The sequence below is a fragment of the Pseudovibrio exalbescens DSM 16456 genome, from assembly GCF_000422785.1.
Taxonomy (GTDB): Bacteria; Pseudomonadota; Alphaproteobacteria; order Rhizobiales; family Stappiaceae; genus Pseudovibrio; species Pseudovibrio exalbescens.
In genome coordinates, this window is the sequence record NZ_KE383919.1 from 23,664 (window position 1) to 42,455 (window position 18,792).

Sequence of the window (18,792 nt, forward strand, 5' to 3'; positions counted from 1 at the left end):
CCGGTGCGTTTCAAACCGCTCGTTCCTTTTTCTTTTGCGGACTCATGCGGTCGTATATTCTTTTCCATGCTTTCAAGAATGCATTCACATCATCTTCACGTGTGCCCCACCCCATGCTGACGCGAATAGCGCCACGCGCGGTGGGTTCATCGACCCCCATGGCTGTCAATACATGCGAGACACCGACCTTGCCTGAGGAACAGGCTGATCCCGAGGAGACCGCCACGCCTGACAAATCAAACGAGATAAGAGCGGTTTCCGCCGGCACACCCTCTACAGCAAAACACGTAGTATTTGCCAGACGTGGCGCTTCGCAGCCAAAAATCAAGAGATCCGAATACTGAGATTTCAGTTGGGATTCGAGTTGTTGCTGCATCCGAGCCAGTCGTGCGCGTTCATCGACATTAAGAGATGCTTCCGCAGCAGCCGCAAAACCGGCAATGCCTGCCGTATTCTCCGTTCCTGCACGCCGCCAGCTTTCCTGCCCGCCACCTGTCATCAACGGCGCCGGTCGCACACTCCCCTTTGCTAGAACGAGCGCGCCAACACCTTGCGGACCACCCAGCTTGTGAGAGGAAACAGACAAGGCTTGGCATCCCATCATGGCAATCGACAGATCCATACGTCCGGCGGCCTGAACTGCATCAACGTGGAATAAGTGCCCCGCATCCTCAACAACGACCCCAATTTCCTTGATCGGCTGCAAGACGCCGGTCTCGCTATTCGCCGCCATGACAGAAACCAGTGCCTTCTCTCCGTACGGAATTCCGGCCAGTTGCTGCGCCAAATCGCCCAGATCCACCCGTCCGCAATCATCAACATTGATCTTGTGCACCTTGTCGGGCGAAAACCGACCGCCCGCCAGCACCGATGGATGTTCAACTGCACTTACAAACAGGCGATCTACGGAAAAAGGAACACCGTCCTGAAGCCACACAGGAGATAGAGCGGTAACATTCGACTCGGTGCCCCCGCTGGTAAACACCACATTGGCAGGCAAGGCATCAAAAAGCGCTGCCACGCTCTCACGAGCCGATTCAATGACAGAACGGGCGTTTCTACCGCTGGAATGAATTGACGACGCGTTGCCAACCGATGACCAAAGGTCAGACATGGCGGCAAGCGCTTCTTTCCTGAGCGGTGCTCCAGCATTATAATCAAGATATGTCTTGTTCGTTTTCAATGCGGTCTTCTCAACGCTGGCTGTTCGGTCCGTCTGTCATCTCAAATACCCGCTACGTCAGGCCACTCAATGCCTTTACCCCGGCGAATATAGGAAGTTGCGAGAATCATTCGGGGTTCTTGCTTGCGATCCCACTCACACTCCTTTAAATGAGCGGTAGGTTCGTTGGCGAAGCACCAACCTCTTTCGAATTATTCTAAACTGGACCCTATTAAAGCTGTGTTTCTGAGTCAAGTTTTATCGGAAACCATCGATGCGGTCCATACATTCAGCTGTGAAAACAGCTCGTAACCTAGAGGGATTTCTCACGCCTATGCCTGAGGTGATCTTTAATGGCCCCGCAGGACGTCTGGAAGGCCGCTTCCATCCTGCAAAAAAGCGCAATGCGCCGATCGCATTGGTTCTTCATCTGCATCCACAGTTCGGCGGCACGATGAACAATCAGATCGTCTATAATATGTACTATATGTTCGCGAAGCGCGGCTTTGCGGTGCTGCGCTTCAACTTCCGAGGCGTCGGACGCAGCCAGGGGCAGTTTGACCACGGCCAAGGTGAACTGTCGGATGCCGCAGCTGCGCTGGATTGGGTGCAGACTGTTCATCCTGACGCACGCGCTTGCTGGATTGCAGGTTTCTCGTTTGGTGCCTGGATCGGCATGCAACTTTTGATGCGCCGCCCCGAGGTGGAAGGGTTCATTTCCGTTGCACCGCCCGCCAATTTGCATGACTTCAGTTTCCTTGCGCCCTGCCCGTCTTCCGGCCTGATCATTCATGGCGATCAGGACAAGGTCGTGCCACAAAAAGATGTGCAGGCATTGGTCGACAAGCTCAAGACTCAAAAAGGCATTACCATTGATCATCAGATCGTGCCGGGTGCCAACCATTTCTTCGAGAACAATGTAGACGTTCTCATGGATGACTGCTCTGCGTATCTCGACCGGCGTTTAGGACTGGTCAGCGAAGAACAGCGCTAACTGTTTCATTCATAAACGCACAAAAAAGGCCCGGATCATTGGATCCGGGCCTTTTTTATAGTCATTATCATAAAGCTGTGCTTGGTCAGTCGCCAGGAGCCCATGCCTCGTAATCACCGGTCACCTTCGGGCGGCTTTCAGGTGTGAGAATAGATCCTTTCGGGCGGTAGGCGTTAGGCGTACCAGTGAGGTTGGGTTGGTAGGCCAACTCCCACTCTTTGGGTTGATAGCCATCTTCCGTTGGCGGCACGTCTGTTCGATGATGCATCCAGCCATGCCATCCTACGGGAATTCGAGAGGCCTCAGCGGTCCCGTTGTACAAAACCCACCGCCGTTTGCCATTGCGCTCACGATAGTACTTGTTGCCGAACTCATCTTCACCGACGAACTCGCCCTTGCGCCATGTGAAGAAGCGCGTTCCCATCGTTTGGCCGTTCCACCAGGTGAACAGCTCAAGCACCCATTGCTTCATAGCGGTAGCTCCTACTCTTTTCTCGCCTACCGTGTGGCTTTGCGCGCGACTATGGCCTCGAAGGCTGCGCCTGTCCAGACCCCAGGACTAGTAAAACCAACTATGCACCGGATCATCCGGTCCTGATTACGTGTCGTGCACGCTTCGACGCTGGCCAAAAGCCTTTGAGGAGCGCTCCTGTTGTGTTGCAGGCTTGCTCCGCGCATCCTTTGGCTCGTCTTCTTCCGTTGCCATGTCGGGATGAAGCAGAAGCGAGGCGAAATCATGAGCCTTCTGTCTCAAATTACGATCTTTCACGTCCTGATCACTTTGAAGGTGCATCTCTTCGGCCCGAGACAAAGCCGCATACTTTTCTTCATTTCGGTCCAACAGCTCCGGTACGCCTTCAACGTGGAAGGAACCGTCGCGGCCCGGTATCATCTTGCGCTCATCGCGAGTTACCCAATCGAGCGTTGATTCCAGCACATTGGCCGACAAGGGTTTGACCAAAACGTGGTGGGCTCCCGCACGCATTGCCTTGCTGACCAAACTTCGCGTGCTATGAGCGGTGAGAAAAATGAAAGGTACGTGTGTCAGCGGAGCCATCCGCGGCTGACGCAACAGGCACAACATCTGGTAGCCAGACACGGGCTTCATGTACCAATCACTGAGAATCACATCCGGTGGATCTGCAAACAGTTCCGGCACCGCCTCTCGTGGCGAATCATAGATGCGGTGTTTCTTGATCTTTATGAAGGCAAGCAGACTTCTCAAAATGGTTTGCGTGGATCGAGAATCCTCAACCACCGCGATATCCAGATCCGCCAGTTGCTTGCCGAACGCCTTGTGCTGATCTGTCAATTGCTTACCCTCATTCCCCGGCACACTACGGCATGTTTTAGTGTCCTGCGTTGGCTGCAGGCAGGAGCAAATCTATCTCATGATGGGCCCAAGAGGGCATAGGGCACAGGCCTTTTCCACCCGTTTTCGAGGTTTCCAACACTCGGTTTTTCTCCCCAGTTTAATTCCAAGGATATATCTTGGTAGTTCCCCACGGATCTCAGTGCACCCAGAGACCGGAAAACAGCCAAATTCACCATCTTCCCTCGATTAGTTATCAACCGGCTAATCCACTATATTTGGTGGCACGAACACCTTTTAAAGCACCATAGCTAGCGCCGTTCTGCTTGACGGGCGCGCGTGATTCAATCTACTTTGAGTGCCGTTCCAAGCGGAGCCATCGGCGCGTTCTTGCCGAATGCAATCATACAAAAATCAGTCGTATCGGTGCTTGTGTTTCTTGATTTAAATCCAAGCAACCGTGGCTTTTTGCGCGATCAAAACCTATTTATTGTGTATTAACGATTGGCAACCACAATATATAGCGTATGGCGCGATTGTATGAGCGTGACCCGCCCGAACACTATGAAGATCCTGCTTTTGCCCCATATGAGCTCCAGCGGCGGAGGCTCGGGGAGAGCGAATTCGTTGACCCGCACGCCTTTGGCAAATGGCGTGCTGCTGAAGGGGGCATTTTATGAAGATCGAACGGCACTATACGCATGAAGGGCAATCCCCTTATGCCGAGATCGAGTTCCGGAATGCGACGAGCGAAATCCGGAACCCGGATGGGTCCATTGTTTTCCGATTGGAGAACATTCAGGTGCCGACCCAATTCTCTCAGGTTGCCTCCGACATTCTGGCACAGAAGTACTTCCGCAAGGCCGGCGTTCCCGCTCGGCTGAAACCAGTTGAGGAAAACACCGTGCCGTCCTGGTTGTGGCGTAACACGGCGGATGTTGACGCCCTTGCCGAGTTGCCAAAGGAAGAGCGTTACGGCTCTGAGTCAGATTCCCGTCAAGTCTTTGACCGCCTTGCCGGCACTTGGACGTATTGGGGTTGGAAAGGTGGCTATTTCGATAGCGAAGCCGATGCGCGCGCTTTTTATGATGAACTTCGTTACATGCTGGCGACCCAGAAGGTGGCGCCAAACTCCCCGCAATGGTTCAACACCGGTCTGCACTGGGCCTATGGTATCGATGGCCCCAGCCAAGGCCACTACTATGTAGATTTCGAGACCGAAGAGCTGACGCGATCAGCCTCTGCCTATGAACACCCGCAACCTCATGCCTGCTTCATACAATCGGTTGACGATGATCTAGTCAATGAAAACGGCATCATGGACTTGTGGGTTCGTGAAGCGCGCCTGTTCAAGTACGGTTCCGGAACCGGCTCCAACTTCTCACGTTTGCGTGCTGGGGGTGAAAGCCTTGCCGGTGGCGGCAAATCCTCAGGCCTGATGAGTTTTTTGCGCATTGGCGACCGGGCTGCGGGCGCCATCAAGTCTGGCGGAACAACACGCCGTGCCGCAAAAATGGTCGTTGTGGATGTGGACCATCCAGATATCGAAGACTACATCAACTGGAAGGTCACTGAAGAACAGAAAGTGGCCGCTTTGGTCACCGGTTCGAAGATCTGCCAAAAGCACCTACAAGCCGTCATGCGCGCCTGCGTAAACTGCGAAGGCAGCGGGGATGATTGTTTTGATCCCAAGAAAAACCCGGCATTGAAGCGCGAGATGCGCGCCGCCAAAAAAGCGCTCGTACCGGAGAACTACATTCAACGCGTCATTCAGTTTGCGCGTCAAGGCTACAAGACAATCGAGTTTCCAACCTACAACACGGATTGGGATTCCGAAGCGTATCTCACTGTCGCCGGACAGAACTCCAACAACTCGGTACGTGTGACCGACGGCTTTCTTAATGCGGTAACACAGGATTCGGATTGGGCCCTTATTGGCCGTGTAAGCGGTGAAACCATCAAGACTGTCAAAGCCCGTGAGATCTGGGAGCAGATCGGCTATGCCGCCTGGGCCTCCGCCGATCCGGGTCTGCAGTACCACACAACGATCAATGATTGGCACACCTGCCCTGCTGGCGGCGAGATTCGGGCATCCAACCCTTGTTCGGAGTACATGTTCCTCGACGATACGGCCTGCAATCTGGCCTCTCTGAACCTCTTGCAGTTCCGTCAAGAGGACGGCACGTTCGACCACGCGCGATTTGAACATGGTGTGCGGCTCTGGACCATTGTGCTTGAAATCTCGGTGTTGATGGCCCAGTTCCCGTCCAAGCAAATTGCACAGCTGTCCTATGAATACCGTACTCTTGGTCTTGGATACGCCAACATCGGCGGGCTGTTGATGACCTCCGGTATTCCATACGACAGTGACGAAGGCCGCGCATTGTGCGGTGCGATTACCTCGATCATGACCGGTGTGTCCTACGCCACGTCTGCCGAAATAGCCGGTGAGCTCGGCGCCTTTCCTAGGTACAAAGAAAACAGCGATCATATGCTGCGGGTCATACGCAACCATCGCCGGGCGGCTCACGGCGAAACCTCTGGCTATGAGGGGCTGCATACCCTGCCCGTTGCTCTCGATCACAAGTCCTGCCCTGAACCCATTCTGGTTGAGCGCGCTCAAAAAGCGTGGGACAGCGCTCTCACGCTTGGTGAGAAGAATGGCTATCGCAACGCACAAACCAGCGTCATTGCGCCGACAGGCACGATTGGTCTCGTCATGGACTGTGACACGACCGGCATCGAGCCAGACTTTGCACTGGTCAAGTTCAAAAAGCTGGCCGGTGGCGGTTACTTCAAGATCATCAATCGCGCCGTACCAGCAGCCCTTCGAGTTTTGGGATACTCAGAATCCGAGATTGCCGAAATCGAAGCCTACGCGGTCGGTCATGGGTCATTGAAGCAGGCGCCCGCCATCAATCCCACCAGCCTCAAGGCCAAAGGATTTGATGATGCAGCGATTGAAAAGATCGAAGGCTCCCTTGGCTCGGCGTTTGACATCAAGTTCGTTTTCAACCGCTTCACGCTAGGCGATAATTTCCTCACAGACACCTTGGGTGTGCCAGCCGACAAGCTGGATGATTTCGAGTTTGACCTTCTTGCCCATCTCGGTTTTTCCAAGGCCGATATTGAAGTTGCCAATACACATGTCTGCGGGGCCATGACTTTGGAAGGGGCGCCGCACCTCAAGGAAGAGCATTATCCGGTATTCGACTGCGCAAACCCTTGTGGTCGGATTGGCAAACGCTACCTGTCGGTGGAAAGCCACATTCGCATGATGGCCGCAGCCCAGCCTTTCATTTCCGGTGCCATTTCCAAGACCATCAACATGGCAAATGCCGCGACAGTCGAAGACTGCAAGGACGCCTACATGCTGTCCTGGAAGCTAGGCCTTAAAGCCAATGCACTTTACCGCGACGGATCCAAGCTATCTCAGCCTTTGAACTCCCAATTGCTTGAAGATGACGAAGACGAGGCTGAGGATGCCGTTGAAGCTTTGGCGGCACAACCTCAGGCCGCTCGTGCCGAAGTGGTTGCCGAAAGGATCGTGGAACGCATCGTGGAGCGGTCGGTTCGCACACGTGAACGACTGCCAAATCGGCGCAAGGGATATACGCAAAAGGCATCCGTCGGCGGGCACAAGGTGTACCTGACGACCGGTGAATACGAGGATGGCCGCATAGGCGAAATCTTCATCGACATGCACAAGGAAGGCGCGGCGTTCCGCTCATTGATGAACAACTTCGCCATCGCCATATCCCTCGGTCTGCAATACGGAGTGCCGCTGGAAGAGTATGTCGATGCCTTCACATTCACCCGCTTCGAGCCAGCCGGCATGGTGATGGGCAACGATGCCATCAAGAATGCAACGTCCATTCTGGATTACATTTTCCGGGAGCTGGCGGTATCTTATCTGGGCCGTCATGATCTGGCTCATGTACCACCGGAAGCCATTGCAACCGCGACGGCCCTTTCGGATGGTCAGGAAGAAGAAGAACGGCAGCCTGCAATCGTGTCTCACGGTCTCGTACGCGGACAGACAGAGCGCTTCCGTCTGGTTCCCGGCGGCGAACCGGCTGGGATGGCCAACGGCGACATCTCCATTGAAAGCCAGGCCATTGCCACAGCGTTCAGCAGAGATCATGGAACCACCACAGTAACCACGACAACGGTTTCTTCGGAAGTCGGGGTGGCAGAGAGCAAGCCGCAGGCTTCCTACGCCAGTCAGGTGGCTCAAGCACGCATGAAAGGCTATGAAGGCGAAAGCTGCGCCGAATGCGGCAACTTCACCATGGTCCGCAATGGCACTTGTCTGAAATGCGACACCTGCGGTTCCACCAGCGGCTGCAGCTGAAGACCACTGCTGAGCTGATCGAAATGCCATAGACACAAAAATGCCGGCCTTTAGAGGGCCGGCATTTTTGCTATTGGTTCCTGTGTTTTGGGTACCGCTAACGCCTGTTGGCGCACATCAAGACATGAAAATCAGCCCACAGCCGATGACAACCAATCCGGCGCCGAACCAGGCCCCTCGCGCCGGCACTTCTCGGGTGCGCCACCATAATAACGGCAGCAAAAGGGCGGGACTTGTGGCGGACAAGGTGGAAATGATACCCACTTCCCCACCAGACAAGGCAAGCAAAAGCAGCGTCATACCAAGTCCCATAGAAATCAGACCCGACATGATCGTTTCAAAGGTAATGGAGAGCGTCAGGGGATTGGCCAACTTGAAACGCGGATTGGGAAGTTGGGTCATGCCAGTCAGGCATATGGCGGCCACAAGACAGCGAAACAAAGCTACAACCACCGGATCAGAGCCAGTTTCCATCACCGGACGGATAACCAACGAACCGATCGCCTGTGACAGTGCGGCAATCAATCCCAGGCCCACGCCAATCCAGAGTGGCCCCTTGATTTCTTCCCATTTATGCAACTGCTCCTTGCGCTTGCCAAACATGATTGCCAACACCACACCGACAATTACACAGACAACTCCAATGGTTGCTTGAACTGAAAACACTTCATCCAGAAAAATGCAGCCAAGAATCGCAGCCATGGGCGCATTCATGGCAAACAGAATTGATGTTCGCCTCGGGCCCATGCGATTGAGCGTCAAGAACAGCGCGGTATCCCCGAGAAAGATTCCAATAAATCCTGAAAGAACAACAACTGGTGTCGCACCAAAGTCAAACGTTGTCAGGGTGCCGGCAACCAAGGAATAGACCAACAACATCAAGACAACAAACCACATCCGAACACAGTTGAAGCCAATGGCTCCCAGATGTCCCGAGGGTCTTGACGACACCAGACCGCCCACAGCCCAGCAAAACGCCGCAGCAACGGCTGCAAGTTCATAAAAAAACATGAGAAAAAACTCTGCGTGAACGAGGAAAATGAGTGATATCCGTCCTTTGAACAAAAAGGAAGGCTCCCTCGAATTACCACTTACATGGATCGCAATTCTGCAATGGCCATGGGTTCACTCGCCCGGTCAAAACCAATTTGCTTGCAGACGTGCTACCCGGCGGAAGCCCCATTGTCAGAACTGGCGGCTTTTGTTAAGTCGCCATCCATGACAGTCAGTTCATTCTCACCGGACCAACCGGTCATCTTGGGATTTTCATGAGTGACATTGCTATCGCGCGCGCCGCGTCCCCTCAGCCAATCCAGAGGATTGCATCCGAACTCGGGCTTCCAGAAGAAGCAATCGAACCCTACGGTCGACTCAAGGCCAAGATTTCTTCAAGGTTCATCGAGAGCCTCCCGCCACAACCTGAAAGCAAGCTGATATTGGTCACAGCCATTTCGCCGACCCCTGCAGGCGAAGGCAAAACAACTACCACCGTTGGGTTGGGAGATGGGCTTCGGCGCATTGGCAAAAAAACCGCAATATGCCTGCGCGAACCATCTCTGGGACCGTGTTTTGGGATGAAAGGCGGGGCCGCTGGCGGTGGCCATGCGCAAGTCATTCCCATGGAAGACATCAATCTCCATTTCACGGGTGACTTTCACGCCATTACCAGCGCCCATAACCTGCTCGCCGCCATGGTGGACAATCATGTGCACTGGGGCAACGAACTGCAAATTGATCCCCGGCGGATCGTATGGCGCCGTGTTCTGGACATGAATGACCGATCCTTGCGGCAGATCACAACAGGACTTGGCGGCCCAAGCAATGGCTTTGTCAATGAGACCGGTTTTGATATCACCGTTGCGTCCGAAGTCATGGCCATCCTGTGTCTTGCAGAGAATCTGACTGATTTGGAAACGCGGCTGGGCAATATCATTGTCGGTTATCGAGTGGATAAAACGCCCGTTTACTGCCGCGATCTCAAAGCTCATGGGGCTATGGCCGCCTTGCTTAAAGATGCAGTGCAGCCCAACCTGGTGCAAACACTGGAGCATACACCAGCCCTCATCCATGGCGGTCCTTTTGCCAATATCGCCCACGGCTGCAACTCCGTGATTGCGACAAAAACTGCCATGAAACTCGCGGATTACGTGGTGACTGAGGCTGGTTTTGGAGCCGATCTGGGGGCGGAAAAGTTCTTCAACATCAAGTGCAGAAGCGCTGGCCTGATACCAAACGCTGCTGTTGTCGTTGCGACGGTGCGGGCACTGAAGATGCATGGCGGCGTTGCCAAATCCGAGTTGAACGAACCGAACTTGACGGCGCTTGAGGCCGGATGCGCAAACCTTACCCGCCACATACGCAATATGCGCAGATTCGGAATCCCGGTGATTGTGGCCATCAACGAGTTTGCCGGAGATGATCCAGAGGAATACAAAGTGATTTCTCGGGCTGCTGAAACCAATGGCGCACGTAGTATCCGCTGCACCCATTGGGCAGATGGATCAGCCGGCACAGAGCACCTTGCTCGAGCTGTGGTTGATCTCATCGACAATGAAGCCACTGAGGGGTTTGCGCCGCTTTATGACGGATCTTTCCCGCTTCTGGAGAAACTGACTCTGGTTGCTCAAGAGATTTACGGAGCCAAAGACGTCAGGTTGTCTGGGCCTGCTCGCACGCAACTGAAGGCAATTCTTGAGATGGGGTATGAAGACCTGCCCGTTTGTGTAGCAAAGACGCCCTACTCGTTCTCAACGGACCCCAAGGCCCTTGGCGCGCCAAGCGGGCATACTCTGGACGTCAGGGAATTACGCCTCGCAGCGGGAGCCGGTTTCGTTGTCGCGCTTGCGGGTACGATCATGACCATGCCCGGATTGCCCCGACGCCCGGCAGCAGAACGTATCAGCATCAACGAAATGGGAGAAATCGACGGTCTTTCCTAATGGCAGTCACGGCATAACGCCATCGAGCAGTGCGTCCTCTGCCTCTTCACGTGTCAATGCTCGTACGCGGCGAATGGTGTCAAATCCAAACCCCGCGCGGGCAAAACGTGCTACTTCTCTGGTCTCGTCCTCCGTATCACCTCGGCCAAATGGGCCGAGGCGCCTCCGGCGAGCAAATCGGATGCAGGCAATGTCGTCCTCATGGTCCGAGTTGGCCATAGCCTCACGGGCTGTTGAGCTGTCCACGCCCTTGGCCTTCAACTCCTGTTCCAATCGCCGCGCCGACTTGCCGCGAACCAAACCCATGTTGGCCTTCGAGCGAGCATACTCAGCATCATTGACGAAGCCCTGCTCCACAAACCAGTTGACGATCGCCCCAACATCATCATGCCAGTCTTCGGGATCTTGCTCGTGTTCCTGCGCACGCCGGATCGCCTTGCGCCCCAGAATGCGGCGCAAGTGTTCTTCTGACGCCGCATGGCGGGAGAGGTAATAGGCTGCTGCATTCTTCAAATATTTGCGCCTGCGCTCCGGCGTCACAACTGCCTCTCCTGCCCTTTGCTCACTCCAGATTCATCTTGAATAATGCGCGTCAGCAAGATGCGCTATCCAACAAAGGCGCGTTCCACGACAAATTCGGCAGGCTTGTTGTTGGCCCCTTCTGTCAAGCCTCTTTGTTCAAGCAGGACTTTCGTATCTCGGATCATTTCCATGGAACCGCAAATCATGGCGCGGTCCACCTGCGGATCAAGCGGGGGAACGCCCACGTCATCAAACAGTTTGCCACTGTCGATCAGGGAGGTGATACGACCTGTGCGTGGGTAGTCTTCCCGCGTTACGGAATTATAAAGTTTCAGCTTCCCCTTGGCGATCTCCCCAATCAGAGGATCTTCGCCGATTGCCGAAACCAACTCTTCGCCGTACTTGAGTTCATTCACGTTTCGGCAGGTATGGGTCAGAATGACTTCATCAAACTTCTCATAGGTCTCCGGATCGCGAATAAGGCTCGCAAACGGCGCAATCCCAGTGCCCGTGGAGAACATGTAGACACGTTTGCCGGGCAGCAGTGCATCATTGACCAGCGTGCCGGTAGGCTTCTTTTTCATCAGGATTGTATCGCCGACCTCAATCTTCTGGAGATGTTGGGTCAACGGACCATCGGGAACCTTGATGGAGAAAAACTCCAGTTCTTCATCCCAAGAAGGGCTGGCGATGGAATAGGCCCTGTACAACGGTTTGCCATCGATCATCAAACCGATCATCACGAACTCGCCGGACCGGAAGCGAAAACTGGCCGGCCGGGTAATGCGAAACTGGAACAATCGATCCGTGTAGTGCTTTACCGCCGTCACCTTTTCAGCATGCACATTATCGGGAATCGCGGCCGCCAACTCCTCACCTTTCATGATGACATTCATCTGGACTACCTATCTCGTTTGATGGATTTCTGCTCGGTTCCGGTTATAGCCCTCAGTTGGAGACAATTCGACGGTGAAACTCGCCGAAAGACCGTGCTGCGTAAAATAATCATCTACCGCAGGCCACTCCCCTAGAACAGGCAGACTTGGGGCCGCCTATAGCAAACCCCGCTTGGTATTACCACACATTCTTTCGGGTTGATGGCATGCAACCGCTTCAATGCTCTGGCTGTTCCACTAAAGCGATAGATCAGAGGGCTTACTCGTCAAAATCCAAGGCCCACTATAGTTATGGAATTTTAAAAGATTATTCAACAGTTCACAACCAGAGGGGTGCGCGCTACCCCGCATTCCGCACTTGCATGTCAACCGAAGAACGGCAGACCCTCTGCCCCCATCATGGTAGATGGCCACCAATCGACGTGGATTACTTTATGAAAGAGCTTTGGGGTACGTTGCTGGGGGGAGAAAAATGTCGGTATCTATCCAATCAACACACTTCAGGAGACGGCGGCGTCCTCTACGGTCTCTTGTGCATCTGGCGTTTGGTTTTGATAACGGCGGTCCAACTCCGCCACCACATTACGCCGCCCCTCTTCCAGATCATTGGCCAACTTCAGAAACTCTTCTGCTGGCAGCGGCGCGGCAAATATATACCCCTGTGCGGCAGTCACCCCGAGACGGCGCAGGTGGAGAATCTGGTCGTAAGTCTCCACACCTTCCGCAATGATCCCCATACCCAGGTTTTCGGCCAATTCCACGATTGCATCGGCAATGCGTGCAGTACTGGTTTCCTGTCCCAATGGATCCACAAACATCTTGTCGATCTTGACGATATCCATACCGAGCTTTTGCAGATAAGCCAGTCCGCCATGACCCGTTCCCACATCATCAAGTGCAATACGCACACCCATGGATTGGAACTCGGCAATGATCTTCTTGGCGGCATTGATATCATGCAACGGCTGGCGCTCGGTCACCTCCAACACCACCTGTTCAAGAGCAATCGGGCTGTCCCCGTAGATGTCTTGCACATCTTCAATAATCTGGCGGTTCTTGAAGTGACCTGCAAACAGATTGATGGATATCTTCAAATCCGGCGTTTTCTCGTACAAGTCTCCGAGATCATCGAGGGTTTGCACCATAAGCCGGCGTGTCATTTCAAAAATGTGGCCTGATGTTTCCGCATAGGTCATGAACTGACCGGGTGAGACCATCTCTCCGCTCGGACGTCGCCAGCGCATCAACACCTCACAACCCTGTAAAACCCCGGTCTCAATGTCAATCACAGGCTGATAGTAGGGAATGAACTCATTGTTCCGGATGGCGGAAACAAACTCATCTTCGGTTTCACTGTCAGGCTGCCACGAAATCCAAACCGCAATCAAAAGAAACAAGACCGCCCCTGCCACACACACGATCGCGGTAATGATCTGGAGACGGGTAACCAGCTGCATGGCTGCGTCCGGATCCACTTCCACTGTGACGGAAACCGGGTACCAGGAGGACAGCGAAGTCTGGGTAATCAGGTCGTTGATCTGGCGGGCTTCGCTCGGCTTGAGTTGGCCGATAGTGGCCCATACGGTTTCTGGCCCAAGCCTCAAGACAGAGCGCATGGAGCTGCGAAGATAAGAGGGACCGGGATCCAAGCGAAGCGCCAAAGGTGAAACCGTTGCAAACAGGCGCCAGTTGTTTTCCAACCGAAGCGATATTACAGCCGATTTGATGCCTTCATAACTTCCATCGCCCATTCCTATCCCGATGAGCGGATCACCTTCCTCGTATGGAGGGAGCATTGTCTTGCTGCGCGAAGAACCGCTTGGAACAATGCACATGGCTTCGCCGGTAGTAGCGGCTATGCCCACACCTTCAATATACGCCGACGCTTCCACCAACTCGTTCAAGCGGACAAGATGCGAGCGCCGACATGTAACATCGCCATCGCTTTTAAGCCCTTGCAGACCCAGCACCACCTCATTGATGGTGAGTTCCGCTCTGGTGATCATTCGATTTCCGATAGCACGGGCTTCATCGGCTGCCTGTTGGTGCGCGAAATTTTCGAGAACATAGTTCGCGACAATCAGCGGCCCCAGCGAAAAAATAAGCGCCAAGCACAGTGACCTGATGAAACTTGTATACCGTCGTGACACTATTGAGCCCTGAAAGCGTGTTTGCAGCCATCGCTGTTATCTTTGCTTACAAGAATAAGGGTAAAGATTTTCCAAAGCTGACCACCTTCCAATTGCAGTAACTCGCAGACTTATGTTTCAATAAAGGACATTGCGGGCGCTGAAATCAGCTTGGGAGGCATTCATGGAGGCGCTGTTTATCGGGCAAAGCTATATTGACATCACCTTCCTGTGTGATGAGCTGCCACATGGAGACCAGAAAACACGGGCAGAGGATTATGCCGTCAGTTTCGGTGGGAATGCTGTCACTGCGGCATTTACCTGTGCGAAACTCGGTATCAAGTCAGACTTGCTGTGCACCATGGCCGACGACTGGCTCGCCCACATGTTTCGAGACATGGCAAACCGGTATCCCATTCGTCTGCATGGTCGTAAAGTCAAGGAGAGTTCACTGTCCTTCATCATGCCCAATGATGGACACCGGGCCGTCGTGCGCTGTCGCGACAACGATTTCATTCATCCCTTGCCGCAGTTGAGGTTGGATGGCTGTCGTGCCCTTCATATAGATGGGCATATGCCCGATGCAGCGCTGCACTATGCCAGGCAGGCCCGTGGCGCCGGAATGCTGACATCATTCGACGGTGGCGCGTATCGCTGTGATACGGATGAGATTCTCCAATACATTGACGTTGCAGTGGTCTCCGAACTGTTCTGTGATCAGATGCAGCTGGGCTATCTGGAAACGCTGAACTACTTGCGTTCGAAAGGCGTCAAGGTGGGCGGTGTTACTCTCGGCCCCTATGGCATGCTGTGGTACGAGCACAGCAACGCCCCGCAACACATGCCCGCTTTAGCCGTCAGCCCTGATCAGACGCGTGATAGCAACGGCGCGGGTGATATTTTCCACGGTGCCTATCTGTATTCCTATCTCAAACATCCGAAACGCAGTTGGTTGGAGCACTTTCAATTTGCTCGTGCTGCTTCAGCCCATTCGCTGCATTTTCTGGGCAACGAAGCATCGCTGCCACGCCTGACGGATATTGAAGATGCCGCCAATTGCTTGCCTCTGTCTACGCTACGCCCCGCCGGTGCGTTGCATCCAACATAAAAGGGAAGCAATCCCCGCACTGCCTTGGCGCCGTCAAATTTCGATTGCATCCGGTTGGTAAACAGTTTTCAGTGCCTTCCATGTCCAACCAGTCGGAGACGCTTTGGTGAACTCGCCGCACACATACCCCAATCGCGCCCGTCGTGTCTTGCTTTGCGCAGCGCCTTTGGCGGTTTTGGCCCTGCCTGCAATGGCGCATCCAACTGCAGATGCGTTTATCGCGCTGTTGGAGGAACGCGGGGCAACGATCGTATCGCAGGGGCAAGTTGTTGCGGATGACCATCAAGTGTTGCTCAATGACGTGGAAGCAACACTGAATGGGCGCGCCGACCATGTTCTCAAGTTCGGCCGAATTGCGCTTTCCGATGCAGAAGTCGGCTCTGATGGAGGCCTCAGCGCATCTGCCGTTGCCATTGAAAACTTCATGCAAGGTCAGCCTGACCTAGATTTTCATGCAGAGCGCATTTTGCTGACCAATCTCCACGTGCCCACTCAAAGCCCGATGATGAGAACGGGAACCCGTGAGTTGTTTGAGTTTGAAACCGCTGCGGTTCAAAATGCTCTTTTCCAAGACTACACCAGCGGCGCAACTGTTCCGGTCTCACAAATCGCCATAGAACTGACACCCGCCTCCCCAAAAACCTCAATGGGTGAACAAGCACAGGTTTCGGTTTCTGGCGTGCAGGTGGATTTCACGGCTCTCTCCGATCGACAGCGCGCCGCATTGGACAAGCTGGGTATCGACGAACTGGAACTTTCTGGCACGATAAACGGACGTTGGCAGCAAACGACGGGCACGCTTGATATCGAGCCCCTGACCGTTACCGCGAATAAATACGCAACCCTTAGGCTTTCAACCACCATTGAGGGATTGGACGAGGACATACTCGCCCAGTTCCAACGCCTCGCACAACAGGAGCAAACATTGGCTCTTGATCTGTTTCAGGGCGTTAATCTGGTTGATCTGACCCTTGTACTCGAAAATGAGGGTGATTTGGAGACTTTACTAGATGCTGAGGCGGAGGCACGCGGTCAAACCCGCACCAAAATGGCACAACACACGACAGAAACACTAGAGCATTACCTTGCTCCGTTCCAAGCTCCCGAGTTCAAGGAACAACTTTTGGCGGCTACCGCCACTTTTTTGCAGGAACCGAAAAGTTTTCAACTCAAACTTGCCCCAGCAGCACCTGTGACATTTGAACAGGTTTTCGGAACCATTATGCTGTCGCCTTCGAGCCTGCCCTATTTGCTCGGGGCGAGCATTCACGCGAACTCTCAGTAATCGCAGTATTCTCAAGGACCACACAAACCGAGTTTCATCACGCATGCTAAAACAATTTCCCCTCACGGCCACAGCAACATTTGCAGGTGTTCTTGCATTCAGTGTTGTAGCAACACCGGCATTGTCACAGGACAGCCGCGCGATCATCGACAAGATGATGGACGCTCACAAGGCTGCAGGCTTTACAACCGCAACATATGAAGAATTCACGCAGGATGGCACAACAGTTGTTCTGGGCGATGTGAATTTCGAAGTGCCGATCTCATTCAGCATTGCTGAAGAAAAGATCGCATTCGACGTTACTGTGTCTGCGCCGGAAATGGTTCTGGTCAAACCCGCAGAAACAGACATCTCCTTCACGTTTGAAGAGATTTCCATTCCAGAATTCACGGCAGCCGTGGACTACAATCTGCCTGTTGATGAAGACATCAAGGCTCCCTACCCGGTTTCGGCCACCACTCGCATGGTCAACTATACCGGTTTCAATGTCAGCTATCCGAAAACGTCGCAGTTTGAAAATGCTACAGGAACAGGCCCATTCGCCGATCTTGCCAAGCTGATTCACTTTGGCATCAAGGGCTCGGCTGATCGCGAGACACTGGTTCAACTTGATACCCGCACCAAGATGTCCAATGGCTCCGAGCAGATCACGTCGCAGTCGGGCATTGACATGCTTGATCGGCGCGATGGTCGCATCGCACGATATGAGGCGGCAGAGCAGACCGGACGTGACACGTTTGCAGCTCAAGAAGGCAAGGAAGGCAGCTCCTTCGAATACAGTGTTGGCCGCGTCTCCATGCGCGATCTCAACGTCATGCCACTGTTGGCCTTCATGGGCATTGCGGAAAGCTCAGAGGAGCCGGTTGAAGTATCCAGCTCCTATTCTGCCAAGGACATAAAGGGCAAGGCCACGACACCCGGCGAAGAAACGACCTTCAGCATCGGTCTGGTCTCCATGGGCCGCTTGACCTATGCACCCGGAAATCTTGCCGAGATCCTTGACTCAATCAAGGAAGTGGAGACGGCCGAGGACAAAAACGGCAAGTCCGCGCCTGACATGTTTGGCGAAATTATCGCAAACCTGGGCACCTACCACCTGACAAACTTCCAGCTTCAAGATCTTGCGGTCGATAACGACGAAGTCAAAATGCGTCTGTCCTCTTTTGACATCGAAGAAGTTGCACCGGAAGGGTTCAGCACTGCTGCGTTCTCAGGCCTTGAACTGGGCAGCGGTCGGGAAGACAGCTCGGTTGCTGTCGACCAGTTCACCATTACCGATGTACATTATCCCAATGTTCTGGAGGGTCTCGCCTTCGCCGGTGAAAACATGGATAAACCGGTTCAGCGGATGCTGGAATACATGCCGGAAATCGGCAGTATTACCGTAAACGGCATCACGGTGCTGGAAGACGGTGACCAGATGGGCAGCCTTGAGGGCATGTCGTTGTCGCTGGCCAACTACATCAACAGCATCCCGACACAAATCGCTTTGCGCACGGACACGTTGAAACTCAATCCGGAAGAAATGGACGCCAATCTGCGTGCTCTTCTGACTGGTGATGAAGTTACGGTGAACCAGAATCTCGACCTTCAGTGGGATGAGAGCACCAATACCCTGAGCATCTCCGATTTGCGCGTGGAAATGAGCGAAGGGTTCAACGCATTGGTCACGCTGAAGTTCAGCGGCGTCACAAGAAACCTGATCGAAAACCCTGACAACGCTGAGGAAGCACTGTTGAGCGTGATGTTTGATCATGCGCTTGTACGGGTTGAAGATGCGCCGTTGGCACGCAAGTTCCTGCAAAAGATGGCTGAAGAACAACAGATGGACGAAGAAGCTCTGGCGGACATGATGGTCGGTCAGATGATGACGTCCATTCAACCGATCGCAGGCACCGACTTTGGCAAGGAACTTAAGGACAAGCTGACACTGTTCCTGCTCAATCCGGAGAAGCTGGAAATCGAAATGGCACCGCAGCAACCGGTTCCGTTCACGCAGTTGATGGCCGGCGCCATGATGGCACCACAGACCCTGCCAACTGTTTTGGGCGCAACTATCCGGAACTAGGCGCACGCCGCCCATCTTTCAAT

General features: G+C 53.9%; 13 protein-coding genes. 6 read left to right on the forward strand and 7 right to left on the reverse strand.

The window, feature by feature from the left end; all coding sequences use genetic code 11:
• Window positions 1-10 precede the first annotated feature (10 nt).
• A complete protein-coding gene (locus G512_RS0116970) occupies window positions 11-1,183 on the reverse strand; it encodes a cysteine desulfurase family protein (protein WP_028482748.1) in 1,173 nt (390 codons plus the stop codon).
• A gap of 313 nt (window positions 1,184-1,496) precedes the next feature.
• Between G512_RS0116970 and G512_RS0116975 the strand changes: the two genes are divergently transcribed.
• Complete coding sequence (locus tag G512_RS0116975; RefSeq protein WP_028482749.1) at window positions 1,497-2,156, forward strand: alpha/beta hydrolase; 660 nt, start codon at window positions 1,497-1,499, stop codon at window positions 2,154-2,156.
• Window positions 2,157-2,241: 85 nt separating this feature from the next.
• Here G512_RS0116975 and G512_RS0116980 read toward each other — a convergent pair whose 3' ends face one another.
• Both G512_RS0116980 and G512_RS21575 read right to left on the reverse strand, forming a co-directional pair.
• Window positions 2,242-2,628, reverse strand: a complete 387-nt coding sequence (locus G512_RS0116980; protein WP_028482750.1) for an NADH:ubiquinone oxidoreductase subunit NDUFA12 — start codon at window positions 2,626-2,628, stop codon at window positions 2,242-2,244.
• A 126-nt stretch (window positions 2,629-2,754) separates the two neighbouring features.
• Window positions 2,755-3,468, reverse strand: a complete 714-nt coding sequence (locus G512_RS21575) for a response regulator (RefSeq protein ID WP_051269543.1) — start codon at window positions 3,466-3,468, stop codon at window positions 2,755-2,757.
• Between the two features lie 676 nt (window positions 3,469-4,144).
• On the opposite strand from G512_RS21575, the gene G512_RS0116990 reads away from it, so the two are divergent.
• Window positions 4,145-7,822, forward strand: a complete 3,678-nt coding sequence (locus tag G512_RS0116990; RefSeq protein ID WP_028482751.1) for a vitamin B12-dependent ribonucleotide reductase — start codon at window positions 4,145-4,147, stop codon at window positions 7,820-7,822.
• A gap of 117 nt (window positions 7,823-7,939) precedes the next feature.
• Here the strand turns inward: G512_RS0116990 and G512_RS0116995 are convergent, their stop codons facing one another.
• Window positions 7,940-8,833: a DMT family transporter gene (locus tag G512_RS0116995; protein ID WP_028482752.1), complete on the reverse strand. Its 894-nt coding sequence runs from the start codon at window positions 8,831-8,833 to the stop codon at window positions 7,940-7,942.
• 257 nt (window positions 8,834-9,090) lie between these two features.
• Here G512_RS0116995 and G512_RS0117005 point away from each other — a divergent pair, with 257 nt between their 5' ends.
• Window positions 9,091-10,761, forward strand: a complete 1,671-nt coding sequence (locus G512_RS0117005) for a formate--tetrahydrofolate ligase (protein WP_036490048.1) — start codon at window positions 9,091-9,093, stop codon at window positions 10,759-10,761.
• Window positions 10,762-10,767: 6 nt separating this feature from the next.
• On the opposite strand, the gene G512_RS21580 is transcribed toward G512_RS0117005, so the two are convergent.
• From G512_RS21580 to G512_RS21585, 3 genes are all read right to left on the reverse strand, one after another.
• Window positions 10,768-11,301 carry a regulatory protein RecX gene (locus G512_RS21580; protein ID WP_051269545.1) on the reverse strand — a complete coding sequence of 178 codons (534 nt, stop codon included), beginning with the start codon at window positions 11,299-11,301 and terminating at the stop codon, window positions 10,768-10,770.
• 65 nt (window positions 11,302-11,366) lie between these two features.
• Window positions 11,367-12,179: a ferredoxin--NADP reductase gene (locus G512_RS0117015; protein WP_028482754.1), complete on the reverse strand. Its 813-nt coding sequence runs from the start codon at window positions 12,177-12,179 to the stop codon at window positions 11,367-11,369.
• A 500-nt stretch (window positions 12,180-12,679) separates the two neighbouring features.
• Complete coding sequence (locus G512_RS21585; RefSeq protein WP_208975053.1) at window positions 12,680-14,290, reverse strand: EAL domain-containing protein; 1,611 nt, start codon at window positions 14,288-14,290, stop codon at window positions 12,680-12,682.
• A gap of 202 nt (window positions 14,291-14,492) precedes the next feature.
• On the opposite strand from G512_RS21585, the gene G512_RS21590 reads away from it, so the two are divergent.
• The 3 genes from G512_RS21590 to G512_RS0117035 all read left to right on the forward strand — a co-directional run bounded on the left by G512_RS21590 (window position 14,493) and on the right by G512_RS0117035 (window position 18,769).
• Window positions 14,493-15,416: a PfkB family carbohydrate kinase gene (locus G512_RS21590; protein ID WP_051269549.1), complete on the forward strand. Its 924-nt coding sequence runs from the start codon at window positions 14,493-14,495 to the stop codon at window positions 15,414-15,416.
• A gap of 106 nt (window positions 15,417-15,522) precedes the next feature.
• Entirely contained in the window at window positions 15,523-16,701 is a 1,179-nt protein-coding gene (locus tag G512_RS0117030; protein ID WP_028482755.1) for a hypothetical protein, read from the forward strand.
• A 43-nt stretch (window positions 16,702-16,744) separates the two neighbouring features.
• Window positions 16,745-18,769, forward strand: a complete 2,025-nt coding sequence (locus G512_RS0117035) for a hypothetical protein (RefSeq protein ID WP_028482756.1) — start codon at window positions 16,745-16,747, stop codon at window positions 18,767-18,769.
• The last annotated feature ends 23 nt before the right edge of the window (window positions 18,770-18,792 follow it).

Coding starts and splice junctions, on each gene's coding strand:
- G512_RS0116990 (WP_028482751.1), top strand. CDS start 4,145: ATGAAGATCGAACGGCACTATACGCATGAAGGGCAATCCCCTTATGCC.
- G512_RS0117005 (WP_036490048.1), top strand. CDS start 9,091: ATGAGTGACATTGCTATCGCGCGCGCCGCGTCCCCTCAGCCAATCCAG.
- G512_RS0117015 (WP_028482754.1), bottom strand. CDS start 12,179: ATGAATGTCATCATGAAAGGTGAGGAGTTGGCGGCCGCGATTCCCGAT.
- G512_RS0116975 (WP_028482749.1), top strand. CDS start 1,497: ATGCCTGAGGTGATCTTTAATGGCCCCGCAGGACGTCTGGAAGGCCGC.
- G512_RS21590 (WP_051269549.1), top strand. CDS start 14,493: ATGGAGGCGCTGTTTATCGGGCAAAGCTATATTGACATCACCTTCCTG.
- G512_RS0116995 (WP_028482752.1), bottom strand. CDS start 8,833: ATGTTTTTTTATGAACTTGCAGCCGTTGCTGCGGCGTTTTGCTGGGCT.
- G512_RS0117035 (WP_028482756.1), top strand. CDS start 16,745: ATGCTAAAACAATTTCCCCTCACGGCCACAGCAACATTTGCAGGTGTT.
- G512_RS0116980 (WP_028482750.1), bottom strand. CDS start 2,628: ATGAAGCAATGGGTGCTTGAGCTGTTCACCTGGTGGAACGGCCAAACG.